This is a genomic window from Lacrimispora sanguinis, from assembly GCF_044987295.1.
GTDB classification, from domain to species: Bacteria; Bacillota; Clostridia; order Lachnospirales; family Lachnospiraceae; genus Lacrimispora; species Lacrimispora celerecrescens_B.
This window is the reverse complement of sequence record NZ_CP173277.1, coordinates 2,216,839-2,239,167: the sequence shown is the minus strand read 5'-3', so window position 1 is coordinate 2,239,167 and position 22,329 is coordinate 2,216,839. Positions and strand designations below refer to the sequence as shown.

20 protein-coding genes are annotated in these 22,329 nt (G+C 45.0%); 19 read left to right on the top strand and 1 reads right to left on the bottom strand.

Going from position 1 to position 22,329, the window contains the following annotated elements; all coding sequences use genetic code 11:
* Nucleotides 1-5: 5 nt before the first annotated feature.
* From ACHZES_RS10395 to ACHZES_RS10325, 15 genes are all read left to right on the top strand, one after another.
* A complete protein-coding gene (locus ACHZES_RS10395) occupies nucleotides 6-440 on the top strand; it encodes a hypothetical protein (RefSeq protein ID WP_395548047.1) in 435 nt (144 codons plus the stop codon).
* On the top strand, nucleotides 433-1,905 hold the full coding sequence (locus ACHZES_RS10390; protein WP_395548048.1) for a glycine-rich domain-containing protein: 1,473 nt from the start codon (nucleotides 433-435) through the stop codon (nucleotides 1,903-1,905). Before ACHZES_RS10395 ends, ACHZES_RS10390 begins: the two co-directional genes overlap by 8 nt.
* Before the next feature lie 17 nt (nucleotides 1,906-1,922).
* Nucleotides 1,923-2,234: a hypothetical protein gene (locus ACHZES_RS10385; RefSeq protein WP_395548049.1), complete on the top strand. Its 312-nt coding sequence runs from the start codon at nucleotides 1,923-1,925 to the stop codon at nucleotides 2,232-2,234.
* A 1-nt stretch (nucleotide 2,235) separates the two neighbouring features.
* Nucleotides 2,236-2,373 (top strand): XkdX family protein, encoded by a 138-nt coding sequence (locus ACHZES_RS10380; RefSeq protein WP_395548051.1) that lies wholly within the window; start codon nucleotides 2,236-2,238, stop codon nucleotides 2,371-2,373.
* 11 nt (nucleotides 2,374-2,384) lie between these two features.
* Complete coding sequence (locus tag ACHZES_RS10375; RefSeq protein WP_395548052.1) at nucleotides 2,385-2,801, top strand: holin family protein; 417 nt, start codon at nucleotides 2,385-2,387, stop codon at nucleotides 2,799-2,801.
* 85 nt (nucleotides 2,802-2,886) lie between these two features.
* Nucleotides 2,887-3,042: a hypothetical protein gene (locus ACHZES_RS10370; RefSeq protein ID WP_157724375.1), complete on the top strand. Its 156-nt coding sequence runs from the start codon at nucleotides 2,887-2,889 to the stop codon at nucleotides 3,040-3,042.
* 1 nt (nucleotide 3,043) lies between these two features.
* Entirely contained in the window at nucleotides 3,044-3,874 is an 831-nt protein-coding gene (locus ACHZES_RS10365) for an N-acetylmuramoyl-L-alanine amidase (RefSeq protein WP_395548053.1), read from the top strand.
* Between the two features lie 210 nt (nucleotides 3,875-4,084).
* Nucleotides 4,085-4,918, top strand: a complete 834-nt coding sequence (locus ACHZES_RS10360) for a lysostaphin resistance A-like protein (protein WP_404820364.1) — start codon at nucleotides 4,085-4,087, stop codon at nucleotides 4,916-4,918.
* A 252-nt stretch (nucleotides 4,919-5,170) separates the two neighbouring features.
* A complete protein-coding gene (locus tag ACHZES_RS10355; RefSeq protein WP_395548055.1) occupies nucleotides 5,171-6,190 on the top strand; it encodes a LacI family DNA-binding transcriptional regulator in 1,020 nt (339 codons plus the stop codon).
* A 22-nt stretch (nucleotides 6,191-6,212) separates the two neighbouring features.
* Nucleotides 6,213-7,571, top strand: a complete 1,359-nt coding sequence (locus ACHZES_RS10350; RefSeq protein ID WP_038280969.1) for an ABC transporter substrate-binding protein — start codon at nucleotides 6,213-6,215, stop codon at nucleotides 7,569-7,571.
* Between the two features lie 87 nt (nucleotides 7,572-7,658).
* Nucleotides 7,659-8,555: a carbohydrate ABC transporter permease gene (locus ACHZES_RS10345; RefSeq protein WP_100305890.1), complete on the top strand. Its 897-nt coding sequence runs from the start codon at nucleotides 7,659-7,661 to the stop codon at nucleotides 8,553-8,555.
* A 13-nt stretch (nucleotides 8,556-8,568) separates the two neighbouring features.
* On the top strand, nucleotides 8,569-9,393 hold the full coding sequence (locus ACHZES_RS10340) for a carbohydrate ABC transporter permease (RefSeq protein WP_038280966.1): 825 nt from the start codon (nucleotides 8,569-8,571) through the stop codon (nucleotides 9,391-9,393).
* A 17-nt stretch (nucleotides 9,394-9,410) separates the two neighbouring features.
* Nucleotides 9,411-12,383, top strand: a complete 2,973-nt coding sequence (gene pgmB, locus ACHZES_RS10335; protein ID WP_395548056.1) for a beta-phosphoglucomutase — start codon at nucleotides 9,411-9,413, stop codon at nucleotides 12,381-12,383.
* Between the two features lie 12 nt (nucleotides 12,384-12,395).
* Nucleotides 12,396-14,114 carry an amylo-alpha-1,6-glucosidase gene (locus ACHZES_RS10330; protein WP_395548057.1) on the top strand — a complete coding sequence of 573 codons (1,719 nt, stop codon included), beginning with the start codon at nucleotides 12,396-12,398 and terminating at the stop codon, nucleotides 14,112-14,114.
* Nucleotides 14,115-14,127: 13 nt separating this feature from the next.
* Nucleotides 14,128-15,786 carry an alpha-glucosidase gene (locus ACHZES_RS10325; protein WP_395548058.1) on the top strand — a complete coding sequence of 553 codons (1,659 nt, stop codon included), beginning with the start codon at nucleotides 14,128-14,130 and terminating at the stop codon, nucleotides 15,784-15,786.
* Between the two features lie 121 nt (nucleotides 15,787-15,907).
* On the opposite strand, the gene rpsT is transcribed toward ACHZES_RS10325, so the two are convergent.
* Entirely contained in the window at nucleotides 15,908-16,171 is a 264-nt protein-coding gene (gene rpsT, locus ACHZES_RS10320) for a 30S ribosomal protein S20 (protein ID WP_038280961.1), read from the bottom strand.
* Nucleotides 16,172-16,450: 279 nt separating this feature from the next.
* Here rpsT and gpr point away from each other — a divergent pair, with 279 nt between their 5' ends.
* From gpr to hemW, 4 genes are all read left to right on the top strand, one after another.
* Complete coding sequence (gene gpr, locus ACHZES_RS10315; RefSeq protein ID WP_038280960.1) at nucleotides 16,451-17,428, top strand: GPR endopeptidase; 978 nt, start codon at nucleotides 16,451-16,453, stop codon at nucleotides 17,426-17,428.
* A gap of 56 nt (nucleotides 17,429-17,484) precedes the next feature.
* Complete coding sequence (locus ACHZES_RS10310; protein ID WP_395548060.1) at nucleotides 17,485-18,894, top strand: stage II sporulation protein P; 1,410 nt, start codon at nucleotides 17,485-17,487, stop codon at nucleotides 18,892-18,894.
* A gap of 397 nt (nucleotides 18,895-19,291) precedes the next feature.
* Nucleotides 19,292-21,106: a translation elongation factor 4 gene (gene lepA, locus ACHZES_RS10305; protein WP_395548061.1), complete on the top strand. Its 1,815-nt coding sequence runs from the start codon at nucleotides 19,292-19,294 to the stop codon at nucleotides 21,104-21,106.
* Nucleotides 21,096-22,310 (top strand): radical SAM family heme chaperone HemW, encoded by a 1,215-nt coding sequence (hemW, locus tag ACHZES_RS10300; RefSeq protein ID WP_154522456.1) that lies wholly within the window; start codon nucleotides 21,096-21,098, stop codon nucleotides 22,308-22,310. Before lepA ends, hemW begins: the two co-directional genes overlap by 11 nt.
* The last annotated feature ends 19 nt before the right edge of the window (nucleotides 22,311-22,329 follow it).

Sequence of the window (22,329 nt, the reverse complement as noted above, 5' to 3'; positions counted from 1 at the left end):
TAATTATGATATTTTGCAATGTAAAAAATCCGCCTGAATATACCACGGAAATCAGAAAATGGGACAGAGAGACTCTGGCAGACGGTCAGGAAATGGCTTTTGAAATAGAACAGCTTTTCAATAATACTTTCTATAATAAGAAGATTCAGGAGCAGCATGAGCGGCCCATAGAGGTCATTATTCCTGCATCTGGCTGGAGCAATATGATTCCATACAGCCAGAAAGTTGCGGTAACTGGGATAAAAGCGTCAGATAACCCAGTAATCAGTCCATGTACTCCAAAGGAATTATCTCCGGCAGAGGTGAAACTTAGAAGAAAAATGGTTGGAATGATAACTGACGGGGAAACAGAAGACGGATATGTAACGTTTTACTGCGGAGAAAAGAAGCCGACCGGAGATTTCAGCGTGTATTTGAGAGGGGTGAGTGATAATGGGTAAAGTGATTATTGCCGGAGGCGGTGGATCAGGAGCAGGTTCTGATGAGTGTACAGCTTCAAAGTCAGAGGTTTTAAAGGGGTATAAAGCAATTACATCAGATTCCGATGATGAAGTGGTAGAGGGGACATTAGAACTTACCGGTGACGTATCAGATAGTCAGGTACTGGAAGGAAAAACATATTATAATTCGAATCCAAAGATTAAGAGAACAGGTTCTATGGTAAACCATGGTGCGGTGTCCCTGAGTTTGAATGCTGGTGCCTCCTATACGGTGCCTGCCGGTTTCCACAATGGAGGAGGTAAAGTTACGGCTAACAGTTTGGCAAGTCAGACCAGTGCGACGGCTACGGCAGCGCAGATAATAAGCGGGCAGACTGCATGGGTGAATGGAAGTAAACTTACAGGGACTCTCTCAGTAAACAGTATTCTGTCTTTTAGTGTTGCCGTGTACTCGTCCACGGCGATTGAATTTACATGGCAAAACCCTGTAAAGGGACCCTTTTCAGGAGTTATTATTGTTGGAAAGACAGGGTCTCACCCGATGAGTATTACAGATGGAACTAGATATTATAAGGGTTCCGGAAATAATTCTGTTGCATCCGGAACTTCCAGTACTGCCGTGACAAGCTTTGCGGGAGGAACCACCTACTATTTCCGGGCATTTTCCTATGCTGTCAAGGACGGGGCAGAATGGGTAAGTGCAACTACATATACAGCAACAGCCGCAACTACAAAAGGACAGCAATCATTTACCTCTTCTGGCGCATTTACGATTCCTGCGGGAGTGCGAAGTATTGATGTTTTCTGTATAGGCGGAGGTGGCGGAGGTGCTGGAGGAGATAAAGGCGGAACTAAATATGCCGCCGGCGGCGGTGGTGGAGGTGGTTATACTGCTACTCAAAAGGCCATTCCTGTTACTCCAGGACAACAAATATCTATAGTTGTGGGGTCTGGTGGGTCTGGCGGAGCTTCCATGACATCCGGTACAGATGGAGGCACCTCCTATGTGACTATTAGTGGAACAAATTACTGTACAGCGAATGGAGGAAAAAAAGCAGCTATTACCCCAGGAGGTGCAGGTGGCTCAGGAGGTGGCGGTGCTGGGTCAACCGCTGGCTATAATGGGGGAAATGGGGGGTCAGATGGCTCCTACGGAGCTACTGGTGACCCATATGGATATGGCGGTAGCGGCCAAAAAACTACCACAAGGGCTTATGGAGAGTCCTCCAATACTCTTTATGCCGGCGGTGGCGGTGGCGGTGGAAATGGACAGTACACAAACACAAACAGAGGATATGGCGGTGCTGGCGGTGGAGGAAATGGTAGCGACGCGATGGGTAATTTAGGCTCTAATGGAACTGCAGGAACCGGTGGTGGTGGTGGTGGTGGATACCAATACGGATCGGCAGGAGGATCTGGATTTGCGGGTGGTTCTGGTATCTGTTTAATAAGATGGGGATATTGACAAAGGAGGTTGATACGATGATTATACATCAGGTTTTTTCACAGATTTATGAAGGCGAAATTAAAAACATTATAGTGTGCGACAACTATGAAATGGCCAACTGGCTTACAAGAGGTTCTTATGGAGATGAGGCATTTGCAGTTGACTGCCTACTGTACCCATGTGAGATCGGTGATAAGTATCGCGAAGGAGTCTTTTACCGCGTAGATGATGGTGGGAACGAAACGGTGATTGATAACATCGCTACTGCAGAACAGCAGATGCCGGCACTGAATGCCCAAGTATCATATTTAGCTATGATGACCGGTTTTGACTTGGAAGGAGTATAATATGAGTAAGTTTGAAAAGGTAAGAGAATTTTACTATGCAGGTTTGTGGTCTGATGAAATGGTAAGGAATGCAGTGGATCGCTGGATCAATGCCGATGAGTTCCTGGAGATCACAGGGAGAGAGTATGAGAAAAAGTGAGGGAAATGAGGATGAAAAATATATTGTGTGTGATAGCAGGAACTGTGGGCAGCTTCATAGTATCTTTATTTGGAGGGTGGGATACCGGTATCGGAACATTAATACTTTTCATGGCCATTGATTTTCTTTCTGGCCTGGCAGTAGCCGGAGTATTCCATAAAAGTGTAAAGACAGAATCCGGAACACTGGAATCGAAAGCAGGCTTTAAAGGCTTATGCAGGAAGTGTATGGCGCTCTTGTTTGTACTGGTGGCCCATCGCCTAGACCTATCGCTAGGCACTCCTTACATACGCGACACAGTTATCATCGGATTTATGGCAAACGAGCTCATATCCATCGTAGAGAATGCAGGCCTTATGGGCCTGCCTCTCCCAGCGGCCTTAATTAATGCCATAGACCTTTTAAATAAAAAATCACAAACATTGTGATAGCCCCTAAAAGCCCATCTCCCTCCCTCCGGTACATTCCCACCCCAACCATCATATAATAATACAAAAAGGACAAGGTGATTTAATGGTTAAAAGCGAAGCAACTGAAACTATGCCAAACATAGAGCTGTTGGGAATACAGGAAAATCTAAAGAATTCCGATTACACGGAGATTGAACGTTTCCGAGAATCCTTTGATGCAGACGAGATGGGTTTTGTGGGCCTAAGGGAAGGAATTTAATATGGAAGTTCAAAAACTATTGACACCATACAACTACAGCAACGGTCAAATAGACCGGATAAAATATATTGTAGTACACTATGTAGGAGCTCTCGGAGGAGCAGAAGCAAACTGCAAATATTACGCCTCCCAATACATTGGGGCCAGCGCCCATTATTTTGTCGGATTCAGCGGAGAAATACGGCAATCCGTTGAGGACAAAGATATCGCATGGCATTGCGGAGCAAAAACATATTCCCATCCGGAGTGCCGTAACAGCAACAGCCTGGGAATAGAGCTCTGTGTCAGGAACAATGGAAGTCAATCAGATACAAGCAGAGACTGGTATTTTGAAGATGCAACAGTAGAAGCCGCTGCCCAGCTGATAAAAGAACTGATGAAACAGTACAACGTTCCGGCGGATCACGTAATCCGCCATTATGATGTAACGGGAAAAATCTGTCCCAATCCTTATGTATACAATCATACCGAACATACATGGGACGGCTTTAAAGCAGCACTGGCAGAAGAGCCGATGCATAAATCCGGCTGGATTGAAGAAGAGGGCAGCTGGAGGTTTTACTTAGGGAATACCGAAAAATATGTTACGAACGATTGGTATAAGGACTTAGAAAACTGGTACTGGTTCGATGGTGCCGGATTTATGGTAAAAGATACATGGAAAACCGGGTCAGATGGCAAATGGTATTATCTAAATAACAACGGTTCTATGGCAAAAAGCCAGTGGATTATCTGGAAAGAAGAGCTATACCGGGTTACGGAAGACGGAAGCATGTTTGAAGGAAAAATGAATCTGAGCACTAATGAAAAAGGTGCCCTGCATATTGTCTGAAAAAAAGACGGGAGCCCGGCAATCCGGCCCCGTCTAAAAATATGGAAGCCGTCTAAAGACGTCTAAAGATGCTGGAAAATATTCATACACTATGCTAAAATTGCCTGTATAGCAGATAATTGTGCATCCCATGTAATCAAAGATGATCCAATGAATCAGAGGCAGCGGAATTTTTCCAACGTCATAAACAACAGTCAGAGAGGTAACCCTATGCTGGATAATAAACGAAACCCAATTCCAATCATTCTTATGTTCTATGCCATTTGCTTTGCATTCCGGACAATAGAATATTTCATATTCCGTACCGACCAGACGTTGATCGGCGAAGCATTTATACATAAACTGGCCGGCATTCTACTGCTTTGGCTCTCTATTTCACTATTCCGGTATTCATGGACAGAAGTCGGTTTTTCCCCTGTAAAGGTGCTGCGAAATATTTTATTAGGAGCATTGCTTGGCGCAGTTGTTTTTACTGTTGGATATGGGATTGAAATACTGATTCAATCGTCAACAGGCAATTTTTTAGGACTTAAATTTTATGTGACCAGCTATTCCGTTTTAGGTAACCGGGGGATGGAGAGCAGCATTCTGTTTATCATGATCTGTATCGCAGGAAACATGATCAATGTGATAATGGAAGAGGGCGTTTTTCGTGGACTGTTTGTCCGGCTGGCAGAAGAAAAGTATTCCTTTCCCGTCGCATGTATCCTGTCTTCCGTTCTCTTTGGAGTCTGGCATATCATGCAGCACTTAAGAAATGTTATAGACGGCAATCAGTCCATGGCAGGTGCATTTATGGCCGGCCTAATTCTGGTAGTCACCAGTACTCTGCTTGGTATTCAGTACTGTATGCTTTATAAGCTTACAGGATCCTTGTGGGCAGGAATGACGGCTCATTTTGTGAATAACACCACGGCTAACTTGCTGCACGTAGTCACATCATCCGGCGTGGATGAATTACTGTCTGTCCGCATTACCATTGCACAAACCCTTTCATTTCTCATAGTACTTTTCTTTTATATCTCTCGTAACAGAAAAAAATAGATCCCATCCGTGTGGTAGAAATGAGAACAACCTTCTCAAACAAACTACGGAGGACAATATGCCTAAAAATAACGATAGATATTCAACATTTACAACAAATTATATAAAATATATTGACACGGGACTAAGAAAATGGTATTTTGTAATTATCAAAAACGTTTTCGTAAATAGGTCTTTCATGCAACACTTCTAAAATGAAGTGTTAAAAAAAACCAAAGACCAAAAACGTTTTTGGAAAAAACGAGGTGTAGAATGGCAAAATCAATTTATGACGTGGCACAGGAAACGGGATTATCAATAAGTACCGTATCAAGAGCATTAAACGGATACAGTGATGTATCGGCCAAAACCAGGGCGCGCGTGGTGGAGGCGGCGGAAAGACTTGGGTATGTTCCCAATACCAGTGCCAAAAATCTGTCTTCAAAGAACAAAAAAAATGTGGCTTTACTCATCTGCGGGCTTTTGGAAGAGGCCCAGTCTAACGAGTTCATGATGAATGTTATCCAGGGAGCTTATACCTATATGATGAAGCATGAGATCAATCTGGCCATGTATTCCATTGGAAAGGAAGAACAGGAGAAAAAGGATTTTGACACATTTTGCAGAGAATATTCATTATCAGGAGCCGTAATTATGGGACTCAGGATAACGGATCCTCTGGTAAAAAGCCTGCCTCACACCGCCCTGCCCTGTGTGTCCATTGATATTCAGCTGGACGGAGCATGCACATCAGCAGTCATGACAGATGACAGAAAGGCATTTGAGCAGGTCACCCAGTACGTGATCGATCGCGGACACCGGAAACTGATTCTTGTTTATGGACGGAAAAAGTCCGATGTTTCCATCAGACGTCAACAGGGTTACTTAGATGCCCTTGAAAAGAACGGCATTGATCCCAAAAGCTGCAAAGTGATCTATACGGATTTTATGGAACAGAAAGCGTATGAAGGAACAAAGAAACTGCTGAAGGAATATAAAGAGGAGGCTGGGACTGCGTTTGTCTGCATGAGCGACTTAACGGCCATAGGAGTTTTAAGAGCAGTTGAGGAGCTGGGATATCAGAGCCCAAAGGATTTTTCCATTACCGGTTATGACGGCAACTACTTTATGAAATACATTGATCCTTTTATTACCCGCATCAACCAGAATATGTGGCAAAAAGGCTACGATGCGGCAAAGCTTCTCATGAAAATGGTGAATGACGAAAAGTATTCCAGAGTTCATATGACGAAATATTTTCTTGAGGAAGGCAAGAGTGTGAAACAATTGTAAAAAAATATTAAGGAGGATATTTATGAAAAGAAAATTGGCGGGGATTATGGCAGCTGTTATGGCGGCGGCAACGGTGATCAGCGGCTGTTCCGGTGGGAACAGTAAAACAACGGCACCGGGGGCAGGCAATTCTGAAAATGCGTCGGGAAAGGAAATACAGATGACTTTTCCAACCTATCTGGCAGGTGAAAATGTTGGTGCTGTTTTCTTTCTCCCTGAAGTAGAACGGTTTAATCAGAAATACGCAGGCAAGTATAAGATCGTGATCGAGGAGGTTCCTCAGGCCCAGTATGCGGAAAAGATTAAGCAATTGGCCCAGCAGAATAAGCTTCCCGCCATTGTCCACGCACCTGGTTCCGGTGGTATCGATCTTCAGTGGTTCAAGAGCGTAGTTCTTGCCAATGGCATGGCATATGACTTAAGCGAATTTGCAAATGCGAACCCGGAGGTAAAGAATAACTGGATTGATGACTCCATGGATTACTGCACCGTGGACGGAAAACTTATCTGCAAGCCCCTTTCCGTGTTAAAGCCTGTGGGTCTGTATTATAACAATACCATGTATAAGCCGGAAAAAGCCGTTAAGGATATGAAACTTGACGAGTTCATGGAAAGCATCGGAGATAACAAGTTTGCATTCCAGACTGCGGAAAATGCCTGGACATCAGGACTTCTCCTTACCGCTCTTATTGCCAATCAGGAGGGGGGAGAGACATATCTGGCTCAGTATGTGGATGACAAACTTTATGATTACACCGATGCAAAGATCGTTTCCGCTATATCCATTTTGCAGAAACTCCTTCAGAGTAATGCATCAGCCAATACCATTGGCGCAGCTTACGCAGATGCAGCCAATGCATTTATGAGCAAGAGTGCTGCCATTATATGCAACGGTTCCTGGATGGCCTCTGATTTTGATGAAGAATCAGCAGACAAGTGGTCAAATGGATTTACTGGTGAGGAAGTGACTTCAGATATTTATCCAGGAAATTTTGCTATTGCCAATCCGAGAGTATTCGGTGAATTCTGGATTGCAAATACCGCTTCTGATGAGGAAAAAGAGCTGGCAAAAGCCTTCTTTGCTTTCCGCGATTCCAAGGAAGAAATCGAGCAGCTGGTACTGACCGAAGGCGGTGTGGCTCCGAAGCTTGATTACAGTGACGAATTCTTAAAGAAACAGGCAGAAAACCGTATCTTATCCCAGCTTGCCGAAAGCATGGATGAAAATACCAGATACACCGCCTCTATTTTCGATGTGATGCCGGCTTCTGTTGCTGATACGGAATTTGGTAAGCTGCTTCCTAAGCTTGCAGACGGAACTCTTACGCCGGAGGAATTCTGCAGTCAGTTGACTCAGAAAGCAGAAGAAGCGAAAAACTAAACATCGTACATGGGAATTAAATACTGTTGCAAAAGCCTGTGAAAATAGGTGTATTGCAGCAGTATTTTTTAGAAAGAGGGGAAGAAAATGAAAGCAGGAAAATCAAATTCCACTGTTTTGGAGAGAAGGAATTATAAGTGGTGCTACTTATTTTTGCTGCCCTCCCTCCTGATATTTTTACTGTTTTACTTATCACCAATTCTTACTGTAATCGCCACATCCTTTACCAAGTGGGATGGCTTTAACAAACCGGTTTTCATAGGGCTAAAAAATTATATCGATCTTTTTCATTCCAAAACATTTCTCATATCTTTGAAAAACCTTCTTGCCTGGTCCGTGATTGCAGCCACTCTCCATGTGGGATTCGGCGTGCTGATGGCATTTGTACTGTATGCAAAGCCAAAAGGCTGGAAATTTACCAGGGTGATTTTTATGGTTCCTAACGTGATCTCAGCGGCTGCCTGGGCCATGATATATAAATTCATCTTCAATGACGATATGGGTATTTTAAATAACTTAATCCGTAGGTTTTCTCCGGACTTTCATGTCCAATGGTTCTTTCAATCCCCATATGCATTCTGGGCAGTTACATGCACCTGGATCTTTTATGCGGTGATTGTGACTCTGGTGGTATTAAATGATTTGATGGCAGTCCCGGAGGAAGTGGTGGAAGCCGCCAGGGTAGACGGGGCATCCCCATGGCAGCTGACCCGTCATATCATGCTTCCCCTTTGCAGAAATGCCATTGGTACCGGAGTGATCTGTTCCATTACCTCCAGGATCGCCATGTATGAGCAGATCAGGCTGACGACTGCAGGAGGCCCTGGGGACGATACCATGAATATACCGTTAATTCTGGTCAATTCCATATCTGATATGAAGTACGGATACGCCAATGCCAACGGTATGGTCATGTTTGCTTTGGGCTTAATCATCCTGGCAGCCGTCAATATTACATTCCGTATGAATGACAGCATCTATTAGGAGGAGGGGCGAAATGAAGAAAAAAATTACTGTGTTTTGCATGTATTTTCTTATGGTCTTTACTGTGATCATATCGGTCTTTCCGATTCTCTGGGTGATCATGTCATCCTTTAAAACCAATGCCCAGATTCTTGGAAATCCATTTACACTGCCGACCTCCATAAGTTTTGAACCATATATATACTTATTTGAGAAATATGATTTTCTACGGTACGCGGTCAATTCCTTTCTGGTCTGCATTACCTCAACGCTCCTGTCGCTCCTGTTCTTTGCCATGGGCGCTTATGTGATCGGAAAGTACCGTTTTCCAGGAAAATCCCTGATTTTTGCCTTGTTTACCATTACCCTGCTGGTTCCTTCCCATTCCAAGGCACAGCCCATCTTTTCCCTGATTATGAAGATAAATCTGTATGACAACATCTGGGGTCTGGCGGTGGTTTACTTATCCATGGGTCTAGCAATGTCCGTGTTTATCTTAAAATCCACCTTTATGTCCATTCCATCATCCTTAGATGAGGCGGCCAGGCTGGAAGGGGCAGGTTTTCTCCGGGTATTTTTCCAGATCAACCTTCCTCTGGCAAAAGGAGGGCTGGCTACGGCCGGGATTCTTATGTTTTTGAATAACTGGAATGAATTTTTCTATGCTTCCCTGCTGACCTCTTCTAATAAGAACAGGACTCTGCCGGTGGCGCTGCAATTTTTTACCGAATCATTTTCATATGACTACACAAAGCTGTTTGCCGCTTTGACCCTTGTCGTGCTTCCGGGCATCATTTTATATGCGCTGGCCCAGGAGCAGGTGCAGGCCAGCGTTGCGGCAACCGGAGTAAAAGGCTGACAATATAGGAGAGCATAATGATTAACACAATGAATTTTTTTAAGGGTCAGGGAGATTTAAAAAACTGGCTGATTGAGGAAACAGAATTTGATGCCCGGAACCTGGGAAAATATGAGGCGGTTTTTGCCCAGGGAAATGGTTACATAGGGATGCGAAATGCTCTGGAAGAGCGGTATGTGGAAGAGGTGAGGAACACATTCATCACCGGAACCTTTAATAAAGCGGGAGACGAAGAGGTGACAGAACTTCCCAATCTTCCGGATGTAACTGCTATGGATATCTTTGTTGACGGATACCGTCTGAACCTGCAGTCCGGTAAGGTCATGGAGTATTCCAGGATCATGAACTTAAAGAACGGAGAAACCACCAGAAAGATTGTGTGGGAATGTCCATCAAAAACTCTGGTTACGGCTGTTTTTAAACGGTTTGTATCCTTAAAAAATGAACATATTGCGGCAGAATACCTGGAGCTGTCCTGTGATGGCAGCGCGCAGCTGGTGATTGAAACTGGAATTCATGGGGATGTCACAAACCATGGAGCCATGCATTTTGAGAATTTAAGGCGCAGGATCTATGACGGTATCACCATGCAGTTCCTGGCAGAAACCACCGAGTCCCGGGTGCTGACAGCGGTCCACAGTGCCTGCAGGATAAACCGGGATGAAAAGCCTCTTCCGGTTATGGGAAGAAGAAATATGGATCTGCGCTGGTCTGTGAAAGCAGAGGCCGGTGAAACCATCCGCTTAGAAAAGATATCCTGCTTTCATTCCTCCAGGGATCTGGCTTACGAAAAGGAAGAGTGCTCCGGTAATTTTGAACGTCTGAAAGCGGACGGTATGGAATGCTTACGGATTGAATTTGATAAGGGATATGACAAACTGCTGGCGGAGTCAGAGGCAGCGTGGAAAGAATTCTGGAAAAATCATGAGGTGATCATTCGGGGAAGCGATGATTTTGATCAGCTCGCCCTCCGCTTTGCCCAGTATCATTTAAATGTCATGGTGAAAAAGGACGACAACCGGGTGGGGATCGCTGCAAAGGCTTTGACAGGAGAAGGCTATAAGGGCCATTCCTTTTGGGATACGGAAATGTTTATCCTGCCTTATTTTACCCTTACGGAACCTCAAACCGCCAGAACCCTTCTGGAATATCGCTACAGAAATCTCTATGGCGCCCGCAAAAAGGCCGCCGAAAACGGCTGGGAGGGGGCCATGTATCCATGGGAATGCGCCTGGATCGATGACGGAGAGGTAACTCCCTTATATCTTGGCACCGACGTAGTAACGGGCAAGGTGCAAAAGTGCCTGACAGGATTAATCGAACACCATATCAGTGCGGATGTGGCTTATGCGGTATGGCAGTATTACCAGGCCTCCGGAGATCAGGACTATATGGACCGGTATGGATATGAGATCATATTGGATACGGCTCTTTTCTGGTCCAGCCGGCTGGAATGGAATGAGAAAAAGGACTGTTATGAGATCCTTGACGTGATCGGGCCGGATGAGTATAAGGAGCATGTGGATAATAATGCCTATACCAATTATATGGCGAATTATAATATGGAGCTGGCTGAACGTATTATGGAAGCTTTGCCAAAGGAAAATAAGGAGGTTTCAGACCGGTTGGACCAAAAGTTCCATTTTGACCGGTTAATACAGAGGCTAAAGGAAAAAAGGGAAAAGCTCTACTTACCGGTTCCCGGGGGAAATGGCATTGTCCCTCAAACTGACCAATATATGAGCTTACAGCCCATTGACCTGGCACCTTATAAGGCCTCTGGAAAGGTCCTTGGAATCCATCAGGATTATAATATGGAGCAGATGGGGAAACTCATGGTCTCTAAACAGGCCGATACGGTCATGCTGGATTTTGTGATGCCAGATTTATTTTCTTTGGAAACAAAAAGAAAAAACTTTATATTTTATGAAGATAAGACCCTTCATGATTCATCCTTAAGCCGCTGCGTTCATGCAGTTTTAGCCAATGATTACGGAATGGAGGACATGGCCTACCAGATGCATCAGGCGGCATGCTCCATCGATCTGGGGCCCAATATGAAATCATCGGAGGAAGGAATCCACAGTGCCTCCATCGGAGGAATCTGGTTAAGCTGCGTCATGGGCTTTGGAGGGCTGAGGATCCGCCGTGGTGGCCTGGAACTTAATCCAAAGCTGCCTAAGGCCTGGGAAGAGCTTCGGTTTCCTCTGGTATGGAAGGGCCAGAAGCTGACGGTTACAGTGGATAAGAAAGGCGTTACAATCGGAAACAGCGGAAACTGCCCGGTATCGCTTATGGTATTGGGAAGAAACACCAGGGTGGAACCGGAAGCATCTGTTTACGTGGAAAAGAAAACCTATGAAGCGGTTATTTTTGATTTGGACGGTGTGATCTGTCATACCGATCATTACCACTATCTTGCATGGAAAGAGGTGGCAGATGAGTTGGGGATTTATTTTGATGAGATCATCAATAACCGGCTGCGTGGGGTCAGCCGGAAGGAGAGCTTTGACATCATACTGGAACGGTATGACAAGGTCATGAGGGAAGAAGATAAGAATAAATATCTAACAAAGAAAAATGAAGGTTATAAAAAGCTGTTGGAAGGCATGACCCCTTCCGATTTGCCGGAGGAAACAAAGGATACGTTGATGGAGCTTAGAAAACGGGGGATGAAACTTGCGATCGGCTCCTCCAGCAAGAATGCAGGACTGATCTTAAAGCAGTTGGGATTGGAACATTTTTTTGATGCCGTCTCTGACGGGAATGCAATTACCCATTCAAAGCCTCATCCGGAAGTATTTCAAAAAGCAGCAGCAATGCTGGGCTGCAAGGCGGAAAACTGCCTTGTAGTAGAAGATGCCGAGGCAGGACTTATAGCAGCAAAATCTGGCGGAATGGATTGCGGAGCAGTGGGAGATGCGGTAAAATCTTTATTAGCAGATTATAAGCTGTCAGCCTTCCGACAGCTGCTGGAGATCGTCGGATAAGGAGGGATTTAAATGGAGGAACACAGGAGACAACTGGATATCCATTCCGTACCTTTTAGCAGATACGGCTCTTATTTGGCATTTTCCTACCCTCAGGATGGCACGAAGGAATTTGACGGCCACATTGCGGTGCGGGTGCTTTACGGAGCGTTTTCCCAACAGGAGACTTATCCCATCATACCGGTAAATGATGATGGGAAACCGGAAAAAACGATTGCAGTTTCCATGTCACCCTGGGAACTGAACGTAACTTCTGAAACAGGAGAATACTCTATATGCTTTGGGGATGAGGAAGGGTTTCTCTTTAAATCAAACAGCTCTGTTCTGATTACAAAGACAAAAGCTGGTTCCTATTACAGAGTGATGAGACACATGGATGGAAGCTTTGAAATAGCGGGAGATGATATGGCCCTCCGCGTGACCCTGCAAAAAGGAAAGACAAAGGATCAATCGGCATGTCCGGACAATGGTTATGGAAGCAGCAGGACGGGGCTTCTTCTAAGCCCGGAAGAGGGAGAACTGTTGGCCGTGATCACCCTTACCGGTTTAAGCTTACAGAAAAAAGAGTATGGGAGCTATGCCTTGTGCCGTCAGACTGTAAAAGAGGAATATCTGGAGTTTGAGAAAGGGATCATGAAAGATTTAAAGAAGGCAGATCCTGCTTTTGAAAAAGCCGGAAGGGAAGCAGCCTATGTTTTGTGGCATTCCGTGCTTCAGCCTTCCGGTTATATCAAAAGACCTGTCATGGTCATGACGAAAAACTGGATGAATCTGGTATGGAGCTGGGATTATGCCTTTAATGGCCTTGCCCTGGTCTCGTCCCAGCCGGAGCTGGCATACGGACAGTTTTTGGCCATGGCGGATCAACAGGATGAGTATGGCGCATACCCCGATGCTTACCAGGCAAGGACGATCATCCGTTCCTTTGTAAAGCCTCCAGTCCAGGGATTTATCCTAAAGAAGATGTTTCAGATCCACGATCCGGGCAGGGAAGTAAAGGAGAAGCTGTACCGTTCTGTTGCCTCCTTTACCGATTGGTGGCTGACCTACCGGGTAGAGGAAAACGGCATCCCAACCTACCAGCATGGCAATGATTCCGGCTGGGACAATGCCACCGTATTCCGTCTGGGCTTGCCGGTCCAGTCGCCGGATTTATCGGCCTGGCTTGTTTTGCAGATGGAGTTTCTGGAGCACACGGCAAGGCAGCTTGGCTGGCTGTCAGAGGCTGAAGCGTGGAAGGAAAAGGGGGAAAGTCTGTTCTCTAAGCTTCTGACCTATTTTGTGAGAGATGGACGGTTTGAAGCGATGAAGATCCCTGAGATGGAAGTGGTTCCTTCCGATTCCCTGATTTTGTATCTTCCCCTGATTCTTGGGGAGCGCCTTCCAGAGAAGATACGGGAAAATCTGATTTCAGAGCTTTTAAAGAAAGGCCATCTGGCCGGTCCCTGGGGGTTTGCATCAGAGCCTTTGGACAGCATGTTGTTTGAAGAAGACGGATATTGGCGGGGAGCGGTCTGGCCAGCCGCTGCCATGATTCTGGTAGATGCTTTAAAACAGTGCGGCAGACAGAAAGAGGCACGTTCTTATGCAGAACGTTTCTGCAGACTTTGTGCTGAAAATGGATTTTATGAAAATTACAGTGCGCTGGACGGGCGGGGTCTGAGAGATCACGGTTTTACCTGGACAGCCAGTGTGTTTCTTATTCTGCTGCGTGATTATGTGTTGGATTAGAAAGGAGAAGACTATGAAAATCTGGTGGAAAGAATCTGTAGTATATCAAATCTACCCCAGAAGCTTCTGTGACAGCAATGGGGATGGAATCGGCGATATAGGGGGAATCATAAACAAGCTGGACTATTTAAAGGAACTAGGGATTGATGTGGTCTGGCTGTCTCCCGTGTACGATTCTCCAAACGATGACAATGGCTACGATATCCGTGATTACCGTGATATCATGAAGGAATTTGGAACCATGGAGGACTTTGACAGACTTTTGGAAGAGTTACACAAACGGGGAATCAAACTGGTTATGGATCTTGTGGTTAACCACACCTCAGATGAGCATCCATGGTTTTTAGAAAGCAGAAAATCAAAGGATAATCCTTACCGGGATTATTACATATGGAGAGATGGGAAAGACGGAAAAGAACCTAATAACTGGGGATCCTGCTTTTCCGGACCGGCTTGGAAATATGATAAGGAAACAGACCAGTATTTTCTTCATCTTTTTTCCGAAAAACAACCGGACTTAAACTGGGATAACGGGAAAGTCCGGACAGAGGTATATGATATGATGAAATGGTGGCTGGATAAAGGGATCGATGGATTCCGCATGGATGTGATCAGCCTGATTTCCAAGCAGGAAGGACTTCCCGACGGTCCGGCCATGATCAATGGGTATGCCAGCTTTAATGTTTCAGCAAACGGACCAAATGTTCACGAATATTTAAAGGAAATGAACCGGGAGGTTTTATCCGGCTACGATATCATGACGGTAGGAGAGTGCTCCGGCGTGACTCTTGAGGAAGCGGCCAGGTACGCAGCCTCTGATGGAAGTGAACTTAACATGGTATTCCAGTTTGAGCATATGGATGTAGATGGGGATCCTGACAACAAATGGACGGATAAGAAACTGTATCTTCCGGATCTTAAAGCCATTATGACAAAATGGCAGAAAGGGCTTGAGGGAATTGCCTGGAACAGCCTGTTCTGGGATAATCATGACCAGCCAAGAGTTGTCTCCCGTTTTGGAAATGATTGTGAGGAATACCGGGAACGCTCAGCCAAGATGCTTGCCACCTGCCTCCATATGATGCAGGGAACTCCCTATGTGTATCAGGGAGAGGAACTGGGAATGACCAATGTCCCCTTTGAAACCATCCATGATTTTCGGGATCTGGACAGCATAAATGCCTACTATGAGCTGACAGGAAAAGGAATTTTTACCCAAGAGGAAATGATGAAGTATTTAAGGTATAAGAGCCGGGACAATGCGAGGACCCCCATGCAGTGGGATACAAGCACGAATGCCGGATTTTCAGAGGCCGACCCTTGGATCATGGTAAATCCCAATTATAAAAGCATCAATGCCAAAGAACAGGTGGAACGAAAGACTTCCGTATTCCATTATTATAAACAATTGATCACTCTTCGCCACGAATATGAGATCATCGTTTATGGCAGTTACGAACTGTTGCTTCCTGATGATCCGGACATCTATGCCTACGTGAGGACCTTGGGAGAGAGGAAGCTTCTGGTTGTATGCAGCTTCTGCGGACGGACGATAGATTACAGCTTACCAGAGGAATTTAAATCCGGAACTGTTTTGATCAGCAATTATGAATCAATGGAGAGAAAAAGCGGAGAACTGAAACCTTATGAAGCATTTGTGATTTATCAATAGTTAAAAATAAAAAGGCTTTTGCAAAATAGTGCGTGAGACTATTCTGCAAAAGCCTTAAAAATAGCACAAAAAATCCCATTCAGTGGGTTATTCCGAATGGGATAAAAGTCTGTTCTATGAATTAAGCCATTGTGTTTACAGCTTTAGAGATTCTGGATACTTTTCTGGATGCAGTATTCTTATGATATACGCCCTTAGTAGTAGCCTTATCGATCTCTGAGATAGCGTTTACTAAAATTGCCTGTGCAGCAGCCTTGTCACCGGCAACGATAGCAGCCTCTACCTTCTTGATAGATGTTTTCACTTTGGATCTGATCGCTTTATTTCTTGCAGCCTTTGTTTCGTTTACTAAAATTCTCTTTTTTGCAGATTTAATGTTAGCCAATCGGTACACCTCCAATAATATGATATATGATTATTCTTTGTTTTGCATCAAAGCCTGGACACGGACAGTTCAATGTAAACATACTTTTATATTTTAACGAATTTCGACGCAGATGTCAATACATAATTCCCGTATTTTTGCAGAAAATACCTTAGAAATGCTGGAAAGTTATACAGGCATACCTTTATGCCCAAAAAGCATGAGCAATAAAGAGGAAAGCCATACAGGCATACCTTTATGCCCTAAAGATATGGGCATTAAATAGGAAAGGTGGAAAAAATGGAAAACACATTTACAGTGCGTACAGACCTTGCGGTAGAAGAAAGAGAGAGTTTCCCAGGTGACGGCGGCGAGATATCAGGAGTATCACTGCGTGAGTGGCATCGATCAGACAGCCATATAAAAATGACTGAGGTGAAAATTCTTGACGAAAAAGGCTCAAAGGCCATGGGAAAACCCATTGGAACCTATATTACCCTGGAAGCTGATGAGCTTTCCATGAAAGACGAAGATTATCACAGAGAGGTTTCAGAAGAGCTGGCAAACCAGATTGAACGTCTTCTTGCGGGGAAAGATTTCCGGAAACCGAATTTTCATGTATTGGTGGCCGGGCTTGGCAATTCCTCTGTTACACCGGACTCTCTTGGCCCCAGAGTTCTTAAAAATCTTCAAGTAACAAGGCATTTGAAAATCCAGTATGGAGATGATTTCTGGAAGGGAAGAACCATGCCTGTTATCAGTGGTATCGTTCCGGGAGTCATGGCTCAGACTGGAATGGAAAGTGCGGAGATTTTAAAGGGAATTATAAAAGAAACAGAGCCGGATCTCATCATTGCCATTGATGCGCTGGCAGCCAGAAGCGTAAAGCGGCTTGGGACTACCATTCAGCTTACGAATACAGGGATTCACCCGGGGTCCGGAGTGGGCAATCACAGGCACAGCCTTACGAAGGAAAGCCTTGGCGTGCCGGTCATGGCGATCGGAGTACCCACGGTTGTAGGGGCGGCAGCCATTGTCCATGATACGGTTTCCGCTATGATTGGAGCTCTTTCAAAGAGCATGGAAACCAAGGGAATGGGAGACTTTATTGGAAAGCTGAACTCGGATGAGCAGTATGACCTTATCCGGGAATTGCTGGAACCGGAATTTGGACCATTGTATGTAACGCCTCCGGACATTGATGAAACAGTAAAGGAACTTAGCTTTACCATCTCGGAAGGAATTCATATGGCATTTTTGGGACAGGAAGATTCGTAGTAAATGACAGGTATTCTGCATAGGATATTATGAATAATCTATGCAGGAAGGCGGTTATGAGGCGGAGAAATAAGGAAATTAACTGGTATATAAGTAAAATGATGATCATCGTAAGCCTGGTTCTGGCCGTTCTTTTCAGCATAAAAGAAGTTTCAGAAGTGAGAAAAAAGGCGGATCCTCATAAGGTGGAAAGTTGGGCAAAAGAAGGGGCCGGCTTTGGGATTTCCTATATCTGGAGGCTCCAGTATCCGGCCGCAACATGGGATGAGAGTGATCAGAGCAGTATTCTGTCCGGAACCCATGAAAAATCCATGGTAAACGTTCTCTGTGATATCCTTTTCAGCCAGTCTCCACTTTACCGGTATAGAGGCAGCGGCAAAACGGAAACGAACCATGGAGAAGCGGACCCGGCCTATGAAGGATATTTAGAAAGCGGAAGGTTTTATGAGGAACATAGTTTCCTTTTATATGACGGCGGAGAGGAAAGCGGAGAAGACGGAAGCATCAATGCAGGAACCCATAAGGCACAGCCGTCAGAGCAGCCACCGGCTGGAGGAGAAACGACAGCCAATCAGGGACCGGAGCAAAATCAAGCAGCTGAAACTGAGGTGGCAAAAGTTGATAAAGTAAATACGCTGACTGCGGATAAGGACCCTGCCATGACCTGTGCGTCCAGCACTATATGGCCGATAGCAGGGGCCGTATACCGCAAGGAACAGCTGGCTGACTATGACTTCCTCATCCAGCATTTTTACAGTATCCATACCTCCACAACGGCAGGCAGGGATTTAATGAAGGCGGATGAATTCCTTTCCAAGGATTTTACCCTGGAGGGCGGAAACGACAAACCACAGATTCTCATTTATCATACCCATTCCCAGGAGGAATTTGCGGACCATGGGCCGAAGAATCCCAATGCGACTGTGGTGGGAATCGGAAACTATCTTACAGAGCTTTTGACCAAAAAGGGCTACAACGTGATTCACGATACCTCGGTTTATGATTTGCAAAACGGGAAGCTGGATAGGAACAAAGCATATACTTATGCCTTGGATGGCATTACAGAAATCCTGCAGAAGAATCCATCTATTGAGGTAATACTGGATGTTCACCGGGATGGGGTGAACGAGAATCTGCATATGGTAAACCAGGTAAATGGGAAACCAACTGCTCCCATTATGTTTTTTAATGGAGTCAGCCAGACCCCAAAAGGGCCGATTGAGTATCTTCCCAATCCTTATCGTACGCAGAATCTTGCTTTCAGCTTACAGATGCAGCTTGACGCAGCGGCCTATTTTCCAAATCTGACCCGGAAAATATACATAAAAGGACTTCGATATAACCAGCACTTAAGAGCAAGGTCAGCCCTTATTGAAGTAGGAGCCCAGACGAATACATACCAGGAAGCGTTAAACGCCATGGAACCACTGTCTGAAATTTTGGATATGGTGTTGCAAGGTAATTAAAAAATTTATTTAAATACATATAGAAAAACCATCCTTGTAAACTTTGGCGAGTGAAAAGGATGGAGTTTCTATTCAGAGTATTTGGCCAACCCCTTGTAATGGGGCGGTTGTTTCTTTAATATTATTCTAATACATCGTTATACTGTATTTACATGTGAAAGGGATGTCATTTTAGTAACACTATGATACTACTATTTTTTACCAGGAACAGCAAACCAAGGGATCAACTTTGATTTTTCAACGGAATTACAAGGAAATTCAATGCTTTCACAGTGGACAATCGGTAATTTTAATGGTATATTTTTAAAGATATCATAGTAATCTGGCGAATTGCGCCCTCCTTGGGATGGGGCTGGCCGGAAAACACCAGAAACATCAGAAAAGAGGAATTAACTATATGGCAGCTGCCCAGCAGAATAAGATACGTAACTTTTGTATTATCGCTCATATTGATCACGGTAAGTCAACTCTTGCAGACCGGATTATAGAGAAGACAGGTTTGCTCACCAGCAGAGAAATGCAGTCTCAGGTGCTTGATAATATGGATTTGGAACGAGAGCGGGGAATTACCATTAAGGCCCAGGCAGTCCGGACCGTTTATAAAGCAGGGAATGGCGAAGAATACATTTTTAACATGATTGACACTCCAGGTCACGTGGACTTTAACTATGAGGTATCCCGTAGCCTTGCAGCCTGTGACGGAGCCATCCTGGTTGTGGATGCTTCCCAGGGAATCGAGGCGCAGACACTGGCTAACGTTTATATGGCTCTGGATCATAATCTTGATGTATTTCCGGTATTAAATAAAATCGATCTCCCAAGCGCAGAACCGGAGCGTGTGGTAGAGGAGATCGAAGATGTCATCGGGATCGAAGCCCACGATGCTCCAAGGATTTCCGCAAAGACAGGCTTAAATGTGGAAGCAGTCCTGGATGCCATTGTTGAAAAGATCCCGGCTCCAGAGGGAGACCCTGATGCACCCCTTCAGGCCCTGATTTTCGACTCTCTTTATGATTCCTATAAAGGTGTCATCGTTTTCTTCCGTGTGAAGGAGGGAACGGTGAAAAAGGGCGACAGGGTGCGCATGATGGCTACCGGAGCAGTAGAAGAGGTGGTGGAAGTAGGCTATTTCGGCGCAGGCCAGTTCCTTCCGTGTGAGTCATTAAGTGCCGGTATGGTAGGATATTTAACAGCCAGCATTAAAAATGTAAAGGAAACCGCAGTGGGTGATACCATTACCAATGCGGACCGTCCTTGCAAGGTGGCCCTCCCAGGCTATAAGAAAGTTACTTCCATGGTTTACTGCGGCCTGTATCCTGCGGATGGAGCCCGTTATAATGATCTGCGGGATGCTTTGGAAAAGCTTCAGCTTAACGATGCTTCTCTGTTCTTTGAGCCAGAGACTTCACTTGCCCTTGGCTTTGGCTTCCGATGCGGATTTTTAGGACTCCTTCATCTGGAGGTCATTCAGGAGCGTCTGGAACGGGAATATAATCTGGATCTGGTAACAACAGCACCCGGCGTTGTTTATCATGTTTATAAAAAGAACGGTGAGAAGTTGGAGTTAACAAACCCCTCCAACCTGCCTGATCCAACTGAAATTGAATATATGGAAGAACCAATTGTAAGTGCTGAGATCATGGTGACCACAGAATTTGTAGGCGCCATCATGACCCTGTGTCAGGAACGGCGGGGCGTGTATCTGGGTATGGAATACATGGAAGCTACCAGGGCACTCTTAAGATATGAGCTTCCTTTAAATGAGATCATTTATGATTTCTTTGATGCCTTAAAATCCCGTTCCAAAGGATATGCGTCCTTTGATTATGAATTAAAGGGCTACGAGAAGTCAGAGCTTGTGAAGTTAGACATTCTGGTTAATAAAGAAGAAGTGGATGCTCTTTCTTTTATCGTCCATGCATTATCTGCCTATGACAGGGGCCGGAGAATGTGTGAGAAGCTAAAGGATGAGATTCCAAGACAGCTTTTTGAAATCCCTATCCAGGCAGCTATCGGCGGCAAGATCATTGCCCGCGAGACAGTGAAGGCCATGAGAAAGGACGTTCTTGCCAAATGTTATGGCGGTGATATTTCCCGAAAGAAGAAACTTCTTGAAAAGCAGAAGGAAGGTAAAAAACGTATGCGCCAGGTCGGTAACGTTGAGATACCGCAAAAGGCATTTATGAGCGTACTGAAATTAGATGATGAATAAAAAAAATCTTGAGATCTATGTGCATATCCCGTTCTGCGCGCGTAAATGCGCTTACTGCGATTTCCTTTCTTTTCCGGGTAACCAGCAGGCGCAGCGGGAATATACAAAAAAGTTAATAGAGGAGATCAAATGCCAGAGTGCCAAAGTCAAAGAATACCAGGTGATCAGTGTATTCATAGGGGGAGGCACTCCTTCTATATTAGGTATTGATGACATGGCAGCAGTTCTTCATTCTCTCAGGGAAGAATTTGAGATTGTCCCCGAAGCAGAGATTACGATGGAGGTAAATCCTGGTACGGTAACGGCCGAGGCCCTTTCCTGTTACAGGGAAGCAGGGGTGAACCGAATCAGTATTGGACTTCAATCTGCAGATGACAAAGAACTGCGCTATTTAGGCAGAATTCATACTTACGACGAATTCCTGAAAAGTTATCAGAGAGTTCGTATGGCCGGTTTCGACAACGTGAATGTGGATTTGATTTCAGCAATTCCAGGCCAGACGTTGGAATCGTGGAAGAATACCTTAAAAAAGGTGACCATGCTGAAACCGGAGCATCTATCTGCCTATAGTTTGATCGTGGAAAGAGGGACCCCATATTTTGATCGGTATGGAGAGCAAGTGAACATGGAAAACCGCTCCCTGACACTGGAAGAGCGGAATAGTCTTATGTCCCTGCCGGAATTGCCGGATGAAGATACAGAGCGTGAAATGTACTACCTGACCCAGGAATTTCTAAACGAACAAGGGTATGAAAGGTATGAAATATCCAATTACTCCAAAAACGGATATGAGTGCAGGCATAACATCGGCTATTGGACCGGAGTAGAATATCTTGGCTTAGGTCTGGGGGCGGCCTCTTATATAAATGGCTGCCGTTTTCACAATACTCCGGTATTCGATGAGTATTGCAGCGCCCATCTGGAACAGGAAGAAGCATTTCAAAGGGTGCTTAGGCAGGAGTTTGAACAGCTGACAATAGAGGATAAGATGGAAGAGTACATGTTTCTGGGGCTGCGTCTGATGAAAGGTGTCTCTGCCCATGGGTTTGCCGGAAGCTTTGGCCACAATATCCGGAGTGTTTATGGTATGGTGCTGGATGCGATGGAAGAGGAAGGGCTTATGGAGTTTATAGACGGCAATTATCGTCTGACTTCCAGAGGGATCGACATCAGTAATTATGTCATGAGCCGGTTTTTAACTTAAGCGGAAGATGTATGAGAAA

Coding starts and splice junctions, on each gene's coding strand:
- ACHZES_RS10395 (WP_395548047.1), top strand. CDS start 6: ATGATATTTTGCAATGTAAAAAATCCGCCTGAATATACCACGGAAATC.
- ACHZES_RS10390 (WP_395548048.1), top strand. CDS start 433: ATGGGTAAAGTGATTATTGCCGGAGGCGGTGGATCAGGAGCAGGTTCT.
- ACHZES_RS10385 (WP_395548049.1), top strand. CDS start 1,923: ATGATTATACATCAGGTTTTTTCACAGATTTATGAAGGCGAAATTAAA.
- ACHZES_RS10380 (WP_395548051.1), top strand. CDS start 2,236: ATGAGTAAGTTTGAAAAGGTAAGAGAATTTTACTATGCAGGTTTGTGG.
- ACHZES_RS10375 (WP_395548052.1), top strand. CDS start 2,385: ATGAAAAATATATTGTGTGTGATAGCAGGAACTGTGGGCAGCTTCATA.
- ACHZES_RS10370 (WP_157724375.1), top strand. CDS start 2,887: ATGGTTAAAAGCGAAGCAACTGAAACTATGCCAAACATAGAGCTGTTG.
- ACHZES_RS10365 (WP_395548053.1), top strand. CDS start 3,044: ATGGAAGTTCAAAAACTATTGACACCATACAACTACAGCAACGGTCAA.
- ACHZES_RS10360 (WP_404820364.1), top strand. CDS start 4,085: ATGCTGGATAATAAACGAAACCCAATTCCAATCATTCTTATGTTCTAT.
- ACHZES_RS10355 (WP_395548055.1), top strand. CDS start 5,171: ATGGCAAAATCAATTTATGACGTGGCACAGGAAACGGGATTATCAATA.
- ACHZES_RS10350 (WP_038280969.1), top strand. CDS start 6,213: ATGAAAAGAAAATTGGCGGGGATTATGGCAGCTGTTATGGCGGCGGCA.
- ACHZES_RS10345 (WP_100305890.1), top strand. CDS start 7,659: ATGAAAGCAGGAAAATCAAATTCCACTGTTTTGGAGAGAAGGAATTAT.
- ACHZES_RS10340 (WP_038280966.1), top strand. CDS start 8,569: ATGAAGAAAAAAATTACTGTGTTTTGCATGTATTTTCTTATGGTCTTT.
- pgmB (WP_395548056.1), top strand. CDS start 9,411: ATGATTAACACAATGAATTTTTTTAAGGGTCAGGGAGATTTAAAAAAC.
- ACHZES_RS10330 (WP_395548057.1), top strand. CDS start 12,396: ATGGAGGAACACAGGAGACAACTGGATATCCATTCCGTACCTTTTAGC.
- ACHZES_RS10325 (WP_395548058.1), top strand. CDS start 14,128: ATGAAAATCTGGTGGAAAGAATCTGTAGTATATCAAATCTACCCCAGA.
- gpr (WP_038280960.1), top strand. CDS start 16,451: ATGGAAAACACATTTACAGTGCGTACAGACCTTGCGGTAGAAGAAAGA.
- ACHZES_RS10310 (WP_395548060.1), top strand. CDS start 17,485: ATGAGGCGGAGAAATAAGGAAATTAACTGGTATATAAGTAAAATGATG.
- lepA (WP_395548061.1), top strand. CDS start 19,292: ATGGCAGCTGCCCAGCAGAATAAGATACGTAACTTTTGTATTATCGCT.
- hemW (WP_154522456.1), top strand. CDS start 21,096: ATGATGAATAAAAAAAATCTTGAGATCTATGTGCATATCCCGTTCTGC.